At 73.0% G+C, this 15,016-nt stretch carries 17 protein-coding genes; 10 read left to right on the top strand and 7 right to left on the bottom strand.

The features are described from left to right. Positions 1-7 precede the first annotated feature (7 nt). A complete protein-coding gene (locus AB0E98_RS15045) occupies positions 8-1,243 on the bottom strand; it encodes a DUF418 domain-containing protein (RefSeq protein ID WP_361702314.1) in 1,236 nt (411 codons plus the stop codon). Between the two features lie 273 nt (positions 1,244-1,516). On the opposite strand from AB0E98_RS15045, the gene AB0E98_RS15040 reads away from it, so the two are divergent. From AB0E98_RS15040 to AB0E98_RS15020, 5 genes are all read left to right on the top strand, one after another. Continuing rightward, positions 1,517-1,903 carry a hypothetical protein gene (locus AB0E98_RS15040; protein ID WP_361702312.1) on the top strand — a complete coding sequence of 129 codons (387 nt, stop codon included), beginning with the start codon at positions 1,517-1,519 and terminating at the stop codon, positions 1,901-1,903. Continuing rightward, on the top strand, positions 1,900-2,721 hold the full coding sequence (locus tag AB0E98_RS15035; RefSeq protein WP_361702310.1) for a transcriptional regulator: 822 nt from the start codon (positions 1,900-1,902) through the stop codon (positions 2,719-2,721). The genes AB0E98_RS15040 and AB0E98_RS15035 overlap by 4 nt, the downstream gene beginning before the upstream one ends. Positions 2,722-2,776: 55 nt before the next feature. Continuing rightward, complete coding sequence (locus tag AB0E98_RS15030; protein WP_361702308.1) at positions 2,777-3,211, top strand: roadblock/LC7 domain-containing protein; 435 nt, start codon at positions 2,777-2,779, stop codon at positions 3,209-3,211. 94 nt (positions 3,212-3,305) lie between these two features. Beyond that, positions 3,306-3,680 carry a hypothetical protein gene (locus AB0E98_RS15025; protein WP_361702306.1) on the top strand — a complete coding sequence of 125 codons (375 nt, stop codon included), beginning with the start codon at positions 3,306-3,308 and terminating at the stop codon, positions 3,678-3,680. 180 nt (positions 3,681-3,860) lie between these two features. After that, positions 3,861-4,433 (top strand): hypothetical protein, encoded by a 573-nt coding sequence (locus tag AB0E98_RS15020; RefSeq protein ID WP_361702304.1) that lies wholly within the window; start codon positions 3,861-3,863, stop codon positions 4,431-4,433. Positions 4,434-4,493: 60 nt separating this feature from the next. Here AB0E98_RS15020 and AB0E98_RS15015 read toward each other — a convergent pair whose 3' ends face one another. Together AB0E98_RS15015 and AB0E98_RS15010 are read right to left on the bottom strand one after the other, a co-directional pair. Beyond that, positions 4,494-5,366, bottom strand: coding sequence for a hypothetical protein (locus tag AB0E98_RS15015; RefSeq protein ID WP_361702303.1), 873 nt, complete (start codon positions 5,364-5,366; stop codon positions 4,494-4,496). Then, positions 5,359-6,012, bottom strand: coding sequence for a hypothetical protein (locus tag AB0E98_RS15010; protein ID WP_361702301.1), 654 nt, complete (start codon positions 6,010-6,012; stop codon positions 5,359-5,361). The genes AB0E98_RS15015 and AB0E98_RS15010 overlap by 8 nt, the downstream gene beginning before the upstream one ends. A 352-nt stretch (positions 6,013-6,364) precedes the next feature. Between AB0E98_RS15010 and AB0E98_RS15005 the strand changes: the two genes are divergently transcribed. After that, positions 6,365-7,012 carry a 50S ribosomal protein L25/general stress protein Ctc gene (locus tag AB0E98_RS15005; RefSeq protein ID WP_361702299.1) on the top strand — a complete coding sequence of 216 codons (648 nt, stop codon included), beginning with the start codon at positions 6,365-6,367 and terminating at the stop codon, positions 7,010-7,012. A 7-nt stretch (positions 7,013-7,019) separates the two neighbouring features. Beyond that, positions 7,020-8,435, top strand: a complete 1,416-nt coding sequence (locus AB0E98_RS15000; protein WP_361702297.1) for a glutamate decarboxylase — start codon at positions 7,020-7,022, stop codon at positions 8,433-8,435. Positions 8,436-8,437: 2 nt separating this feature from the next. Here AB0E98_RS15000 and AB0E98_RS14995 read toward each other — a convergent pair whose 3' ends face one another. Both AB0E98_RS14995 and AB0E98_RS14990 read right to left on the bottom strand, forming a co-directional pair. Continuing rightward, positions 8,438-9,085 (bottom strand): response regulator transcription factor, encoded by a 648-nt coding sequence (locus AB0E98_RS14995; RefSeq protein ID WP_361702296.1) that lies wholly within the window; start codon positions 9,083-9,085, stop codon positions 8,438-8,440. Then, a complete protein-coding gene (locus tag AB0E98_RS14990) occupies positions 9,082-10,287 on the bottom strand; it encodes a sensor histidine kinase (RefSeq protein ID WP_361702294.1) in 1,206 nt (401 codons plus the stop codon). Before AB0E98_RS14990 ends, AB0E98_RS14995 begins: the two co-directional genes overlap by 4 nt. Positions 10,288-10,492: 205 nt before the next feature. Here AB0E98_RS14990 and AB0E98_RS14985 point away from each other — a divergent pair, with 205 nt between their 5' ends. Further along, positions 10,493-11,041 (top strand): heme-binding protein, encoded by a 549-nt coding sequence (locus AB0E98_RS14985; RefSeq protein ID WP_361702292.1) that lies wholly within the window; start codon positions 10,493-10,495, stop codon positions 11,039-11,041. Between the two features lie 98 nt (positions 11,042-11,139). Here AB0E98_RS14985 and AB0E98_RS14980 read toward each other — a convergent pair whose 3' ends face one another. Together AB0E98_RS14980 and tdh are read right to left on the bottom strand one after the other, a co-directional pair. Continuing rightward, complete coding sequence (locus AB0E98_RS14980; protein ID WP_361702290.1) at positions 11,140-12,327, bottom strand: glycine C-acetyltransferase; 1,188 nt, start codon at positions 12,325-12,327, stop codon at positions 11,140-11,142. A gap of 63 nt (positions 12,328-12,390) precedes the next feature. Beyond that, entirely contained in the window at positions 12,391-13,431 is a 1,041-nt protein-coding gene (tdh, locus tag AB0E98_RS14975; RefSeq protein ID WP_361702288.1) for an L-threonine 3-dehydrogenase, read from the bottom strand. A gap of 94 nt (positions 13,432-13,525) precedes the next feature. On the opposite strand from tdh, the gene AB0E98_RS14970 reads away from it, so the two are divergent. Then, complete coding sequence (locus AB0E98_RS14970; protein ID WP_361702286.1) at positions 13,526-14,440, top strand: LysR family transcriptional regulator; 915 nt, start codon at positions 13,526-13,528, stop codon at positions 14,438-14,440. 181 nt (positions 14,441-14,621) lie between these two features. Next, entirely contained in the window at positions 14,622-14,945 is a 324-nt protein-coding gene (locus AB0E98_RS14965) for a putative quinol monooxygenase (RefSeq protein ID WP_361702284.1), read from the top strand. The last annotated feature ends 71 nt before the right edge of the window (positions 14,946-15,016 follow it).

Below are 15,016 nucleotides of genomic sequence, written 5' to 3'. Positions count from 1 at the left end.
CGCCCCGTCAGCGCCGCAGGGCCCACTTCTGCACCGACTCCAGCGGGCCGTGCGCGAACCTCCGCAGCCACAGTGTCGATCCGGCCACGAGCACCAGGCCCACCGCCGCCCAGAGCCCCATGACCCACCACGGCCCGCTGCCCGCGAACCGGTCCGCGAGCCCCAGGCCGATGCCGTAGCAGGCCAGGACACACAGCACGTTCTGGGCGACGTAGCAGGTCAGCGCCATCCGCCCCACCGACCCCAGCCCCGCCGCCACCCGGCCACGGCCACGTCCGTGCCCACGGTTCCGTCGACGGTCCAGCAGCACGCCGATCAGGCCCAGGTACCCGATGGCCACCACGGGGGCGGCGACGTAGCGGCCCAGCAGGAAGAAGTCCGTACCGCCCAGGGATGCCGCCGCGTTGAGCGGCAGCCCGACGCCCAGGCCCCAGCGGAGCATACGGGCCCGCAGGCGCCGCCCCGCCTCGTCGTCGGCGAAGGCTCCCGCGCGGAACAGCCGTACGCCGAGGAGGAAGAGGAAGACCAGCAGCCCGAAGGAGAGCACGGGCTCCATGCGCAGCGCGATCGCGTTCTGGAGCCGGAAGGCGATCTGGTCGAGGTAGTCGCCGTGGGCGTAGAGGTCGACGACGCGGGGGTCGGGGCCGTCGCCGTCGCCGCCCGTACCGGCCGCCATCGTGCCGAGGGTGAGCAGCGCCATCACGGACAGGTGGAGCCCGCCCGCCACCCACATCGCCGTGCGGCGGACGCGTTCGGAGCGGGCGAGCAGCCGGGCCACGAGCAGGGCGGTGACCGCGTACCCCATGAGCACGTCCCAGGCGAAGACCAGCACGAAGTGCACGGTCCCCTCGGCGAAGAGGAACAGCGCCCGCCATCGGTAGCGGCCGGGCCAGGGCTGTCCCCGCGTGGACGCGGAAGCGAACTGGATGGCCAGACCCACACCGAACAGCATGGTCAGCATGGACAGGAACTTGCCGTCGGCGAGGAAGCGGAAGACGCTCTCGGCCGCCGCGGACAGGGACGGTTCGGAGAGCGGGCCGTGCAGCGTGGCCCCGTCGCCGCCCGTGCCGCCGCTGACGACGCCCCACTCCGCCGCAGGTCCGGTGAACAGCCACACGTTGGTCATCAGCGTGCCCAGGACGGCCGCGCCGCGCAGCACGTCCAGGAGCGGCAGCCGCCCCGGTGGCCCGCCGCCGGCAGCCGGCGCCGGTACGGGCGCGGTGGATCGTACGGTCTCCGTCATGGAAGCCCCCGGAATCGTCGTTCTCCTCATCCTCGGCGGGTGCCGGACGGCGGACCTCGTAGGCGGTGATGAACCCTCGCTACATCCTTCGATGTAGCGAGGCGTCGGCGTATAGCACCTCCGCACATGTGCCGAGAGAAAATGCCAAAACCCTCACCCTCCACCACCGTTATCGGTTACCTTCCGTCGCATGGGTCACGTCCCCTGGTGATCACCCCCCTTGTACCGAGACGCGGCGCTCCTTGATGCCGTCGCGCGGCTGGAGAGGATCGTGTGACCGGAATAGACGGGTGCCTGACGGAGGCCATGGACATCCCCGGGGCTCGGGGCGCGAGCCTGGTGGACTGGACGAGCGGGCTCACCCTGGGGGCGGTGGGCGACGGACCGGACGGCGACCACGAGGCGTCGGCGGCGGAGGCCGCCGAACTGGCCCGGCTCGCCGTCGAGAACGGTGTGTTCACGGGCGGTGGTGTGCGCTGTGACGGCCCGGTCGAGGAGCTGATCGTCACGGCCCGGGGGAGCTACCACCTGTTCCGGTACGTGGCGACCTCGTTCGACAGCAGCGTCTTCCTCTACGTCCGGCTGGACCGTACGGAGGCCAATCTCGCGGTGGCGCTGTTCCGGATGAAGGACCTGGCCGCCCGGCTGGTGTCGGCATGACGGCGTTGGCGGGAGCGGCGGGGGTGGAGAGGGCGGCCGCGGACCCGGGCTCGCGGGCGGGCGGGGCCGTCGTGACGGCCACGCTGGACCGGCTCGTCCGGGAACGGGCGACGGGGGCGCTGCACGGCCGGGCCGGGGCGCTCTATCTCGCCGACGGCGCCCTGGTGCACGCCGAGAGCCCGGTCGTGCCGGACGTGGGGTGGCGGCTGACGGCGGGCGGCCGGTTGTCGAGGTCGAGCTGGGAGGAGGCGGTGGCCGAGGGCGGGCCGGGCCATCGCGCGGGGAATCTGCTCGTCGAACGGGGCCGGCTGAGCCGGGGCGAGCTCGAACTGTGCCATCTCAGCGCCCTGTTCGACGCGGCCTATTTCGTGCTGTTCCCGCTCGACGGCTCCCAGCGGGCGCCCGACCGGTTCCTGAGGGAGGCCCGGCACTGGTTCGGGCCCGTCCGTCCCGTCCCCGTGGCGGCCGTGGAGCGCGAAGTGCGCAGCCGCCGGGGCCTGCTGGAGCGGGCCTGGCCCTGCCCGGAGGTCGATGTGTCCCCGGTCGTCCCCGTCCCCGGAGCCGTCCGCCGTGCCCGCCCCGGCGCGGTGCTGGCCGCGGCCGACGGGGTGCGGACGCCGACGCAGATCGCCGGGGTGCTGGGCCGCTCCGCCTTCGCCACCCTCCTCGACGTCCGGCGGCTGGCGGCGGCGGGGCTGGTACGGACCCCGGCACCCGGTACGCCGGCGCCCCGCCCGGCGCCGGCCGCGCGGGTCCCCGCCGACGCCCCGGAGATCTCCCTGCTCAGGCGGATCCGCGACGCTTTGGAGGCCTTGTGACCCTGAGACGCTCCGCGACCGTGCCGGGTGCCGGCCGGGTCCCGACGATCCCATGATGAGGCGCGCGTTGAGACAATTCGTCGTAAGGAGGCAACCGATGACCGCCGCACCCGAGGTGCTCGCCGAGCTCCAGGGGTTACGTGTCCGGGTACCGCATCTGACCGGTGCCATGGTGGCGAGCACGGACGGGCTGGTGATCGCGCATCTCGTCACCGGTACCGAACCGGACGGGCTGGCCGCGCTGACGGCCGCGGCCCTGGGGGTCGGCGCGCGGCTCTCGGACGCCGTGGGCCACGGGGGGTTCCGCGAGCTCGTCGTCAGCGGTGAGCTCGGCTACGTGGCCACGTACGCGGCCGGCGCCGCGAGCGTACTGACGCTGCTGGCCTCGGCCGACGCCAATGTGGGGCGGCTGAACCTGGAGGCCCGCAGGACGGGCGCCCGTATCGCGGAGCTCGTCGACGGCGCGCTGGAGCGACAGCGCCAGGCGTAGCCGATTGCGTATTTGTCAATAAATTCCCCCATGCGCATCCGATGCGCGCACATCCCATTCCCGGCAATTCATCGACAAGGAAACGGAATTTCCCATGGCGAACACCGAAATGGCCCTCAAGGACGCGATGAACTCGATCGACGGCGCGCTGGGCGTGGCCCTCGTCGACTACGGCAGCGGCATGGCGCTGGGCACCCTGGGCGGCTCCGCGTCGCTCGACCTCAACGTCGCGGCCGCGGGCAACACGGACGTCGTCCGGGCCAAGCTGCGCGCCATGGAGATGCTCAACATCCAGGACAGCATCGAGGACATCCTCATCACCCTCGGTACGCAGTACCACTTGATCCGGCTGCTGACGGGCCGGGGCGGCAACGGTCTGTTCCTGTACCTGGTCCTCGACGGCAAGCGCGCCAACCTCGCGATGGCCCGCCACCAGCTCCGGCGCATCGAGGCCGAGCTGGAGGTCTAAAGCGTTTTGGCGACTTGAGGGCCGATGCCGTCCGAGGGCCGATGTCAACGGCGCCACGCCCGAAGTACACCCTTCGGCCGGGCGGTTGCTGGGCTATTAGGGGTGGCTCGATTTGCGGGGGCAGCGCACCCGACGGAGGGTCTTCGTGAAGATCCCCTTCTGTTCGAAGGAGTTACCTCCATGGGTGTCCCCCGAAGATCCGGCCTGCTGGTGTCCGCCACCGTGAGCGGTGCGCTCCTCCTCGGCACCGCGGCCCCGACCACGGCCGGCACGGTGTCCGCGCCGGCCGGCGCGTCCGGCGTCACCGCCCACCTCCAGGCCCCGTCGCCCGACGCCGTGCGCAAGGCCGCGGGCCAGGCGATGCGGGCCATCGACGAGAACGCCGTCGGCAAGGAGGCGGCCGAGGAGGCCGCGGGCTGCGCGGCCCTCGGCCCGGAGCGGTCCCGCGCAGGGCACTGCGGGGTGATCCGGGAGAACCTCGACGCGCTCGGCCGGGCCCGGGCCGGCCTGGAGCGGCAGGCGGGCACCGGACGTCCGGAGCTCCGCGCCGTCACCCTCGCCACGACCGACGCGGTCGCCGCGACGGTACGGCTCGAGAGGGAACGGGCCGATCGCGACGGCGACCGGGTCAACGGCGCCGGGCTGGTCCCCGCCGTGCAGGGCCTGCTGAGCGGGCTCGTCAACACGCTCGGCAGCGTGGTGGGCGGCCTCAACGACCTGATCAGCGGACTGGTGCGCGGCCTGCTGGTCTGACGAGCGGTCCGGGGCGCGGTCCCGGGCGCCGGGGCGGGCGACCGCGCCGGCGCCCGTCCGTCACCACGGCCCGAACGGGACGAGGTCCGGGCCCACGCCGTGCCAGTCGTCGCCTCCCTGGGCGACACGGTGGAAGAGGTGCGCGGCGTACCAGACGACCAGGTCCTGCCCGTCGGTGCTCTCGCCGTTCAGATAGGCGCCGAGCCCGTCGTCGGCCGCGCTGCCCTGCCGTCCGTAGCGGTCCTCGCTCGCGCGGTAGCGCAGCAGCCACAGGTCGGAGGCGGAGAAGGCGTCCGCGGTGCCGTCGTTCGGCCCGGGCAGCACGTGGTAGCCACGGTGGCTGTCCAGGTCGACGACGGCCCAGCTGCGCCGCGAGGGCGGGTTCTTCAGCCGCTTGGTCTCGGCGCGGAAGGGGTGCCAGCCGACGCCCCAACCCTCCTCGCCCGTATAGGTGTTGTACTCCAGGGCCAGATCCCGCCGCGCGCCGTCGATGTCGAAGTCCAGCCGCCAGTAGACGTGGTGGCGGTGGTCGAAGGGGCACTGGATGCCCGCGCTGAAGAGCCGGGGCATGACCACGCCGTTCTCCCAGAACACCCAGCGGTGGGTGAGCCGGTAGGCGCTGATGGTGTGGTAAGACTCCACGCTCAGGGCACGCAGGCCCCCGCTGGAGTAGGCGTAGACGCACACCCTGCTCCCCGGGCAGCGGGAGGTGGGGTGCGAGTTGTTGTAGTTGAGCGGGTCCTTGTACGGGCCGCACGGCCCTTCGTACTGCACCCGCAGCGACGGCAGGCTGGCCTTGGCGAAGACCTGGTGCCCCCGGTAGGCGGCGCTGAGGATGACGATGCCCTCCTCGTCGGGTGCGTCCGCCAGCCGCCAGTCGAAGGTCCACACCGGCTGCTCGGCGGGCCAGCTGATCCGGCCCGACTCACTCATCCCCCTCCCTCCTCCCCGCGTCGACCACCCGCTCCTCCCCGAGGTCGACCAGGACGCGCACCTGGGGCATGCGCCGGTCGGGGGAACCGAAGGCGACATAGGCGCGCCGCCGGCCGTGGTGCTCGTCGCCCTCGTGGACGTCACTGGTGAGCAGCACCATGGGCACGGCGTCGGCCGGGGCCCGGCGCACGGCCTCGGACTGGGCGCGGGCGATCTCCACGGCCCGTTCGGTCTCCGCGTCCGAGAGGGCGGGCTGCGCGGGGCCCGCGGTCACGCCGGTGAGCACCGGCGGCTCGCCGTCGTCGAGGGTGAACTCCAGCGTGCGGTCGTCGGTGTAGTCGTAGACGAGCACCAGGATCGCGGGCGTCGCACGGTCCTTGTCGTCGGCGAGCAGGCCGGCGCCCAGGAAGGCGTAGCGGTGTCCGTCGAGCGCGGCCCGCGCCCTCGGGTCCGCGAGCACCGCCGGGGCGGCGCGGTCGAGCAGTTCCTCGCCGGAGGGGGTCGCGGTACGCTCCCAGGCCACCGGCTCGGCGGGGCCGGGGGCCGGTGGCGGAGCGGGAATGTCGCGGACGGCGGGCTCCACGACGGCCGGGAATTCCGGGAGGCCCGGTCGGTCCGGCGGTGGTTCGAGGCGGATTTCTGGCATGGGCCACCCTTTCCTCGCGTCCGCGCAGCCGGGCGGCACCCGGCGACGGCCGGCTGCGGAATGCTGCGCGCCACGATGATTTCACCGTGCTTTCCGGCCGTCACCGGTGATTCACAGGTGACGGCCCATGAGCCGAAGCGCGGCCGCCCGGCTGTGCTCCGGCGTGCGGAGAGGGCGCGCGGACGGGTGGTTCGCCCCGTCCGCCCGGCCCCGGCGACACGGCCGTCGTACGGCATCGGGAAATGGGTTTCTCGGCCGAACGGAGCAATCAGGAATTTCCCGGGCGCTCCGCCCGGATGAACCCGGAATAAACTCGGCGGCCGGAGAGACTCGAATTCCGAGGAGTGCCCTCATGGCCGAAGTGAAGCTTGCCGCCACACCGCGTACCGACTTCGGCAAGGGTGCCGCCCGGCGTATCCGCCGCGACAGCAGGGTCCCCGCCGTCGTCTACGGCCACGGCGCCGCCCCGAAGCACGTCGCGCTCGACGGCCACGCGCTGTGGATGGCCCTGAAGACGCCGAACGTGCTCATCCGGCTCGACATCGAGGGGGGCAAGAGCGAGCTGGTGCTCCCCAAGGCCATCCAGCGCGATCCGCTCAAGGGATTCCTGATCCACGTGGACCTCCTGGCCGTGAAGAAGGGCGAGAAGGTCACCGTGGAGGTGCCGGTGCTCACCGAGGGCGAGCTGGCACCCGGCGGAAACCTGCTGGAGCACATGCTGGACGCGCTGCCGATCGAGGCCGAGGCCACGCACATCCCGGAGTCGTTCACCGTCTCCATCGAGGGCCTGGAGGCCGGTCACACCATCCGCGCCGAGGACATCGAGCTGCCGCGCGGCAGCTCCCTGGCCGTCGACGGGAGCACGGCCCTCCTCCAGGTCGTCGCCGCGCAGGCGGAGGAACTCCCCGAGGAGGAAGAGGAGGCGGAGGAGGGCGCCGAGGCCGCCGCCCCGGCCGAGGAGGGCGAGGCGGAGCAGCCCGCGGAGGGCGGCGAGGGCTGACCCGCGGATGGCACTGCACCGGGGCAGGGACGACCGGCACGCCGCCCGCGGCTACGCGGTCAACCCCTTCTACGGGGAGGCGGACCCGGTCTCCTCGATGGCGCTGGAGCCGCCCCGGCACCGGCTGCCCGACGGGCCGACGACCCCCGGCGCCGCCTATCAGTTCGTCCACGACGAACTGATGCTCGACGGCAATTCCCGGCTCAACCTGGCCACCTTCGTCACCACCTGGATGGAGCCCCAGGCCGGGGTGCTGCTGGCGGAGTGCCGCGACAAGAACATGATCGACAAGGACGAGTACCCGCGCACCGCCGAGCTGGAGCGGCGTTGCGTGGCCATGCTCGCCGACCTGTGGAACGCCCCCGACCCGGCCGCCGCCGTCGGCTGCTCCACCACCGGCTCCAGCGAGGCGTGCATGCTCGCAGGCCTCGCCCTCAAGCGCCGCTGGGCCCTCGCCCACCCGGACCGCTACCCGGGCGGCGGGGCCCGGCCCAATCTGGTGATGGGCTCCAACGTCCAGGTCTGCTGGGACAAGTTCTGCAACTTCTGGGAGGTCGAGGCCCGCCAGGTGCCCATGGAGGGCGACCGCTTCCACATCGACCCGCGGGCCGCCGCCGAACTGTGCGACGAGAACACCATCGGCGTCGTAGCCGTGCTCGGCTCCACCTTCGACGGCTCCTACGAACCGGTCGCCGAGGTCTGCGCCGCGCTGGACGCCCTCCGGGAACGTACGGGCCTGGACGTTCCCGTCCACGTCGACGGCGCGTCCGGCGCGATGATCGCCCCCTTCCTCGACGAGGACCTGGTGTGGGACTTCCGGCTGCCGCGCGTGGCGTCCATCAACACCTCCGGCCACAAGTACGGCCTGGTCTACCCGGGCGTCGGCTGGGCCCTGTGGCGGGACCGGACGGCACTCCCCGATGAGCTGGTCTTCCGCGTCAACTACCTGGGCGGCGACATGCCCACCTTCGCCCTCAACTTCTCCCGCCCGGGCGCACAGGTCGCCGCGCAGTACTACACGTTCCTGCGGCTGGGCCGCGAGGGCTACCGGGCCGTCCAGCGCAACACCCGCAAGGTCGCCCGCGACCTCGCCCGCCGCATCGGGGAGTTCGGCGACTTCCGCCTGCTGACGCACGGCGACGAACTGCCGGTCTTCGCGTTCACCACGGCCGACGGCATCGCCAACTTCGATGTCTTCGACGTCTCGCGCCGGCTCCGGGAGCGCGGCTGGCTCGTCCCCGCCTATACGTTTCCCCCCGACCGCCAGGACCTGTCGGTACTGCGGGTCGTGTGCCGCAACGGGTTCTCGCAGGACCTCGCGGACCTCTTCGTCGACGACCTGGGGACCCTGCTGCCCGAGCTGCGCCGGCAGGAGGCTCCGCTGGACCGGCCGGAGCGGGTGGCTACGGCGTTCCACCACTGACATCACTCGGGAAGCAGCCGCTGCTCCTTCGCCACGGCCACCGCGCCCGCCCGGGTGTCCACGCCCAGCTTGGCGTAGATGCGGCCCAGGTGGGTCTTGACCGTGGCCTCGCTGATGAACAGCGCCCGGGCGATGTCACGGTTGCCGAGGCCGCGCGCGAGCTGGCCCAGGATGTCGCGCTCGCGGTCGGTGAGCGTGCCGGTGGCGGGCCGGGCGCCGCGCAGCCGGGCCATGACCCGGCCGGCGACCGGCGGGGAGAGCGCCGTACGGCCCTGGGCGGCGGCCCGGACGGCCGCGAAGAGCTCCTCGGGACGCTCGGCCTTCAGCAGATAGCCGGTGGCCCCGGCCTCCAGGGCGCGGGTGACGTCGGCGTCCGTGTCGTAGGTGGTGAGCACCAGCACCCGTACCCCGCCCGGCTCGGCCGTGATACGGCGCGTGGCCTCCACCCCGCCGATGCCCGGGCCCAGCTGGAGGTCCATCAGGACGACGTCCGGCCGTAGCTTCGCCGCCGTGGCGACGGCCTCCTCGCCGGTGCCCGCCTCGCCGACGACCTCGATGCCCGGCTCGCTGGCGAACAGGGCGCGCAGCCCGGCGCGGACGACGGCGTGGTCGTCGCACAGCAGCAGGCGGACGGGCGTGGTGGCGGTCATGGCAGCTCCGGGGAGTCGGGGGAGACGAGGGGGAGGGCGGCGGAGACGACCGTGCCCTCGCCGGGCACGGACTCCACGCTCAGCCTGCCGCCCAGCCGGCCCGCGCGGGCCCGCATCGCGGGCAGCCCGTGGCCGCGCCCCGGGCCGGCCGCCGGGGCGGCGGAGGCGTCGAAGCCCCGCCCGTCGTCGGCGACGTCGAGGACCACCTGGTCGTCGAGCCAGGTGAGGGTGAGGGCGGCGGTGCTCGCCCCCGCGTGCTCGCGGACGTTGGCGAGCGCGCCCTGCGCGATCCGCAGCAGCGCCGACTCCGCGCTCTCCGGCAGGGCGACGGGCGTCCCCTCCAGATGGAAGCGCACCGTGAGCCCGGGCACCGGCTCCCGCTCGGCCAGGGCGCGCAGCGCCTCCTCCAGGGGCACCCCGCCCGCCAGGTCGGCGGGGGCCAGGTCCTGGACGAAGCGGCGGGCCTCGGCCAGCCCGCGGGCGGCGACGTCCGCCGCGGCGCGGACGTGGTGACGGGCCGTGCCCGGGTCGGCCGTCCAGATCCGGTCGGCCGCCTGGAGCAGCATCTGCTGGCTGGACAGGCCCTGGGCCAGGGTGTCGTGGATCTCCATCGACAGGCGCTGCCGCTCGGCGAGCGCGCCCTCCCGGCGCTCGGTCGCGGCCAGCTCGCGGCGCGTGCGCAGCAGATCGCCGATCAGGGCGTCCTGCCGGGCCCGCTGTCGCTCCATGTGCACGAAGGCGGCGGTGGCCAGCGCGGCGACGGTGGGCGGGGCGACGACGAGGTTGGGGTCGAAGCCGAAGAGACTGATCTGCGCGGCCACGACGAAGACCGTCAGCCCCGCGATCAGCGCGAGGGAGGCGCGGACGGGCAGGGTGCGCAGGGCGGTGTAGACGAGCGGGACGGCGCACCAGGCGAAGCTCGGGGCCGCGACCACCAGCACCACCCACACCCCGACGACCGCGCCGAGCCACAGCCGCCGCCGCGTCGGGGCGGCGTCGTCGAGGCCCGCGCCGAGCACGTAGAGGATGCCGAGCAGGGTGCTCAGGGCGATGATCCACGGGGTGTCCGGCTGGCCGGGGTGGCGGATCAGGAAGCGGACGAGGGACGCGCCGAGGAGGAGGAAGAAAGCGGTGTGCCGGACGACGGCGAACCACCGTGCGTCGGGGTCGCGGTCGGGGAGCGGTGGGGCGGTGCCGGTCACGTACGTCTGTTCCTTACGAGAACGAAAAGGGTGCCGTCTCCTGTCCTAACCCGTGGCGGTTCCCCTCGCATCATCCGATCGGTCGACCCCGTGTCGTCCGAACCGCTCGCCGATGCCCGCCGGACCGACGACCGGAAGAGGTTGTGATCGCTTCGAGGATGGTGATGTCCCGATCGGCTCCGATCAGTTCCAGCAGGAGTTCCCCATGAAGAGCCAGAAGTTCTCCGTCCGCGCCCGTGTCATCACCGGCAGCGTGGCGGTGGCCGTCGCCGGTGCCGCCACCTTCGGCGCCGTCGCTGCCACGGCGGCCCCCGCCCCCGCCGGCGCCCCGGCCCCGTCCGCCAAGGGCCTGGTCCAGGTGAACCGCCTGTCGGTGGACGCGGCGACCAAGGCCGCGCAGGCCGCGCTCGCCGCCGCGAGGAAGGACGGACAGAAGGTGTCCGTCGCCGTCGTCGACCGCGACGGCAACACCGTGGTGACCCTGCGCGGCGACGGCGCGGGCCCGCAGTCCTACGAGTCCGCCGAGCGCAAGGCGTACACCACCGTCTCCTGGAACGCCCCGACCTCGGAGCTGGTCAAGCGGCTCCAGCAGACGCCGAACCTCAAGGACATCCCCGGCACCCTCTTCCTGCCCGGCGGTACCCCCGTCCAGGACAAGGGCGCCCCGGTCGCGGGCATCGGCGTGGCGGGCGCGCCCAGCGGCGACCTCGACGAGAAGTACGCGAAGGCGGGCGTCGCCGGCCTCGCCGAGTAGGGCGGGCGGCCGCCCGTACACGCCGTGGGGCCCGTCCCGGTGATCCGGAACGGGCCCCACGGGCGTCGCATCGCTCAGGACATCGCTCAGGACATCGCTCAGGCCGAGGCGACCAGCGCGTCGCGGACCTCGCGGAACGCGGCGACCGTGCGCATCACGTCCTCGCGGGAGTGCGCGGCGGACAGCTGGACGCGGATGCGCGCCTTGCCGTTGGGCACGACGGGGTAGGAGAAGGCGATCACGTAGATGCCCTTCTCCAGCAGCGCCGCGGCCATCTGACCGGCCAGCGCGGCGTCACCGATCATCACCGGGGCGATCGCGTGCTCGCCCGGCAGGATGTCGAAGCCCGCGGCGGTCATCTCCGCGCGGAAGAGCTTGGTGTTCTCCCGCAGCCGCGCCCGGCGGTCGCCGGACTCGGTCAGCAGGTCGAGCACCCGCAGCGAGGCGCCGACGATGGACGGCGCGAGGGAGTTCGAGAAGAGGTACGGGCGCGAGCGCTGGCGCAGCAGCTCCACGATCTCGGCGCGCGCGGCGACGTAGCCGCCGCTGGCCCCGCCGAGGGCCTTGCCGAGGGTGCCGGTGATGATGTCGACCCGCTCGGTCACCCCGAACAGCTCGGGGGTGCCGCGGCCCTCCTCGCCGACGAAGCCGACGGCGTGCGAGTCGTCGACCATGACGAGGGCGCCGTAGCGCTCGGCCAGGTCGCAGATCTCGTCCAGGGGGGCGATGTAGCCGTCCATGGAGAAGACGCCGTCGGTGACGATCAGCTTGTGGCGGGCGCCCTCGGCCTCCTTGAGGCAGCGCTCCAGGTCGGCCATGTCACGGTTGCGGTAGCGGAAGCGGGCCGCCTTCGACAGGCGGATGCCGTCGATGATGCTCGCGTGGTTGAGCTCGTCCGAGATCACCGCGTCCTCGGCCGACAGCAGCGTCTCGAAGACACCGCCGTTGGCGTCGAAGCAGGAGCTGTAGAGGATCGTGTCCTCCATGCCGAGGAACCGGGAGATCTTCTCCTCGAGCTCCTTGTGCGGCGCCTGGGTGCCGCAGATGAACCGGACGGAGGCCATGCCGAAGCCCCAGTCGTCCAGGGCCTGCTTCGCGGCGGCGATGACCTCGGGGTGGTCGGCGAGGTCGAGGTAGTTGTTGGCGCAGAAGTTCAGGACCTTGCCGTCGCCCACGCTGATTGCCGCGGACTGCGGGCTGGTGATCACGCGCTCGGACTTGTACAGCCCGGCGTCACGGATGCCCTGAAGCTCCTTGCGCAGGTGCTCGCGCATGTTGTCGAACACGGGGGGACTCCTCGTGGTGTGGTCGTACGCCAGGGGATGACCGGCGTCGGGGGCGGGACCGGGTCAGGGCAGGGCCGGACGGGTCCAGTCGATGACGATCTTCCCGCACTGGCCGGAGCGGGCCGTGGCGAAGGCCTCGGCGTACTGCTCGAAACCGAAGCGGTGCGTTATCACCGGCGAGATGTCGAGGCCGCTGCGCAGCAGCACGGACATCGCGTACCAGGTCTCGAACATCTCGCGGCCGTAGATGCCGCGCAGCGTCAGCATGCGGGTGACGACGGTGGCCATGTCGATGGCCACATCGCCGGTGGGCAGGCCGAGGGCGGCGATCCGGCCGCCGGGGGACATGGTCGCGATCATGTCCTGGAGGGCGTCGGCACGGCCGGACATCTCCATGCCGATGTCGAAGCCCTCGGTCATGCCGAGCTCCGGCATGACGTCGGCGATGCGCCGCTCGCTGACGTCGAGGGCGACGGTGGCGCCCATCTTCTCCGCCAGCGCGAGCCGGTAGGGGCTCACATCGGTGATCACGGTGGAGCGGGCCCCGGCGTGGCCCGCGACGGCCGCGGCCATCATGCCGATCGGGCCGGCGCCGGTGATGAGGACGTCCTCGTTGAGCACCGGGAAGGACAGCGCGGTGTGCACGGCGTTGCCGAACGGGTCGAAGATCGCGGCGACGTCGATGTCGATCTCGTGCCGGTGGACCCAGACGTTCGACTCGGGCAGGACCACGTACTCGGCGAACGCGCCGTCGGTGTGGACGCCCAGGCCGATGGTGCGGATGCACAGGTGGCGGCGGCCGGCCATGCAGTTGCGGCAGGTGCCGCAGACGAGGTGGCCCTCGCCGCTGACGATGTCGCCGGTGCTCACGGTGGTCACGCCGGGGCCGGTCTCGACGACCTCGCCCGCGAACTCGTGACCGACGACGAGGGGCGCGCGGACCACGCGGGCCGCCCAGTCGTCCCAGCTGTCGATGTGCAGGTCCGTGCCGCAGATGCCGGTGCGCAGCACCTTGATCAGTACCTGCCCGGGACCGGCCTCGGGGGTCGGTACCTCGGTCAGTTCGAGACCCGGCCCGGCCGCGGTCTTCACCAATGCCCTCATGGGGGATCACTGTGGCGGCTGTGGACTGTGAAGTCCATCAACGTTATGCGGTGACACCTGTGAAGCTCGGCTTCACAGATGCGATAGTGGACAAATGATCGACCCCCGCCGGCTCAGGGTGCTGAGCGCCCTCGCCGACCACGGCACCGTGACCGCGGCCGCCCACGCCCTGTACCTCTCGCCCTCGGCGGTCTCCCAGCAGCTCGCCGCCCTGGAGGCGGAGACCGGGCACGCCCTGCTGGAGCGGCGCGGCCGTACGGTGCGGCTCACGGCGGCCGGCAGCGTCCTGGCCGGGCACGCGGTGGAGGTCGCCGCCCAGCTGGAGCGGGCCGAGGCCGACCTGGCCCGGTGCTCCACGGGCCTGGTGGGCGAGGTGACCGTCGCGGCCTTCGCCACGTCCATCACCGAGGTCGTCGCCCCCGCCGTGGCCGGCCTCGGCCGGCGGGCGCCCCAGGTCCGGGTGCGGGTCAAGGACGCCGAGGGACACGCCAGCGCCCGGCTGCTGCTGGACGGCGAGGCCGACATCGCCGTGGCCGTCGAGCACCGGGACGCCCTGGCGTCCGACGCCGGGCGGCTGCTGCACGCCCCGCTCTACGAGGAGCCCTTCGACGCCGTCCTGCCGCCCGGCCACCGCCTGGCCGACAAGCCGGAGGTGGACCTCACGGACCTGCGGGACGACCCGTGGATCACCCCCTGGCCGGGCAACCCCGTCCACGAGGCCGTGGTGCGGGCCTGCGAGGAGGCCCGGTTCCGGCCCCGCGTGGAGTGCCTCTCGGACGACTTCTCGGCGGTCTGCGCGCTGGTGGCCGTCGGGGCGGGCGTCGCGCTCGTACCGCGCTCGGCCCTCCACGGCATCCGCCCGGCGCTCACCCCCGCCGTCCGCCCGCTGCGCGGTCCGGGCCCCACGCGCCGGGTGTTCACCGCGGTCCGCCGGGGCAGCGAGGGGCACCCCCTGCTGAGGCTGGCGCTGTCGGAGCTGCGGGAGCGGGCGGCCGCCCTCACGGCGTGAGCCGGGCGGCGGCCCGGGCGACCGCGGCCTGTGGTGACTGCGGCCCGGGTGACCGCGGCCCGGGGCCACCGCGGCCCGTTTTCCGGCAGGGCCGGAATCGGCGGCACCGGCGTTCGCGGGCCGCACGGGGCCGGGGCACGATGGTGTTCGATTCCGTCGTACGCATCCCCCGGGAGCACGCATGATCTTCATCGCCGTCAAGTTCACCATCCGCCCCGAGCGCAGCGCCGAGTGGCTGGACCTGGTCAAGGACTTCACCGAGGCCACCCGCGCGGAGGAGGGCAACGTCTTCTACGAGTGGTCCAAGAGCGTCGACAACCCCCACCAGTTCGTCCTGCTGGAGGCGTTCAAGGACGGCGCGGCCGGTGAGGTGCACGTGGCCTCCGAGCACTTCAAGACCGCCATGGCCTGGATGCCCGACGTCGTCGCGAGCACGCCGGAGATCATCCACGTCGAGACGCCGGGCACCGGCTGGTCCGCGATGGCCGAGGTGACGCCGCGGTAGTGAGGCCGTCCGGCTGAGCGCGCCGGGGGACGGGGCTGTTCGGGTCACGACCCGGCGCGTCGGAATATCTG

The organism is Streptomyces sp. NPDC037389 (assembly GCF_040636475.1).
GTDB classification, from domain to species: Bacteria; Actinomycetota; Actinomycetes; order Streptomycetales; family Streptomycetaceae; genus Streptomyces; species Streptomyces hesseae.
Note: the sequence above shows the minus strand (reverse complement) of the source record. Positions and strands in the feature narration are given on the sequence as shown.

Excerpts from the sequence above, each read along its gene's own strand:
- AB0E98_RS14995 (WP_361702296.1), bottom strand. The coding sequence starts at position 9,085 with ATGACCGCCACCACGCCCGTCCGCCTGCTGCTGTGCGACGACCACGCC.
- AB0E98_RS14985 (WP_361702292.1), top strand. The coding sequence starts at position 10,493 with ATGAAGAGCCAGAAGTTCTCCGTCCGCGCCCGTGTCATCACCGGCAGC.
- AB0E98_RS15015 (WP_361702303.1), bottom strand. The coding sequence starts at position 5,366 with ATGAGTGAGTCGGGCCGGATCAGCTGGCCCGCCGAGCAGCCGGTGTGG.
- tdh (WP_361702288.1), bottom strand. The coding sequence starts at position 13,431 with ATGAGGGCATTGGTGAAGACCGCGGCCGGGCCGGGTCTCGAACTGACC.
- AB0E98_RS15020 (WP_361702304.1), top strand. The coding sequence starts at position 3,861 with ATGGGTGTCCCCCGAAGATCCGGCCTGCTGGTGTCCGCCACCGTGAGC.
- AB0E98_RS15030 (WP_361702308.1), top strand. The coding sequence starts at position 2,777 with ATGAGGCGCGCGTTGAGACAATTCGTCGTAAGGAGGCAACCGATGACC.
- AB0E98_RS15035 (WP_361702310.1), top strand. The coding sequence starts at position 1,900 with ATGACGGCGTTGGCGGGAGCGGCGGGGGTGGAGAGGGCGGCCGCGGAC.
- AB0E98_RS14970 (WP_361702286.1), top strand. The coding sequence starts at position 13,526 with ATGATCGACCCCCGCCGGCTCAGGGTGCTGAGCGCCCTCGCCGACCAC.
- AB0E98_RS15010 (WP_361702301.1), bottom strand. The coding sequence starts at position 6,012 with ATGCCAGAAATCCGCCTCGAACCACCGCCGGACCGACCGGGCCTCCCG.
- AB0E98_RS15025 (WP_361702306.1), top strand. The coding sequence starts at position 3,306 with ATGGCGAACACCGAAATGGCCCTCAAGGACGCGATGAACTCGATCGAC.
- AB0E98_RS15000 (WP_361702297.1), top strand. The coding sequence starts at position 7,020 with ATGGCACTGCACCGGGGCAGGGACGACCGGCACGCCGCCCGCGGCTAC.
- AB0E98_RS15045 (WP_361702314.1), bottom strand. The coding sequence starts at position 1,243 with ATGACGGAGACCGTACGATCCACCGCGCCCGTACCGGCGCCGGCTGCC.
- AB0E98_RS15005 (WP_361702299.1), top strand. The coding sequence starts at position 6,365 with ATGGCCGAAGTGAAGCTTGCCGCCACACCGCGTACCGACTTCGGCAAG.
- AB0E98_RS14965 (WP_361702284.1), top strand. The coding sequence starts at position 14,622 with ATGATCTTCATCGCCGTCAAGTTCACCATCCGCCCCGAGCGCAGCGCC.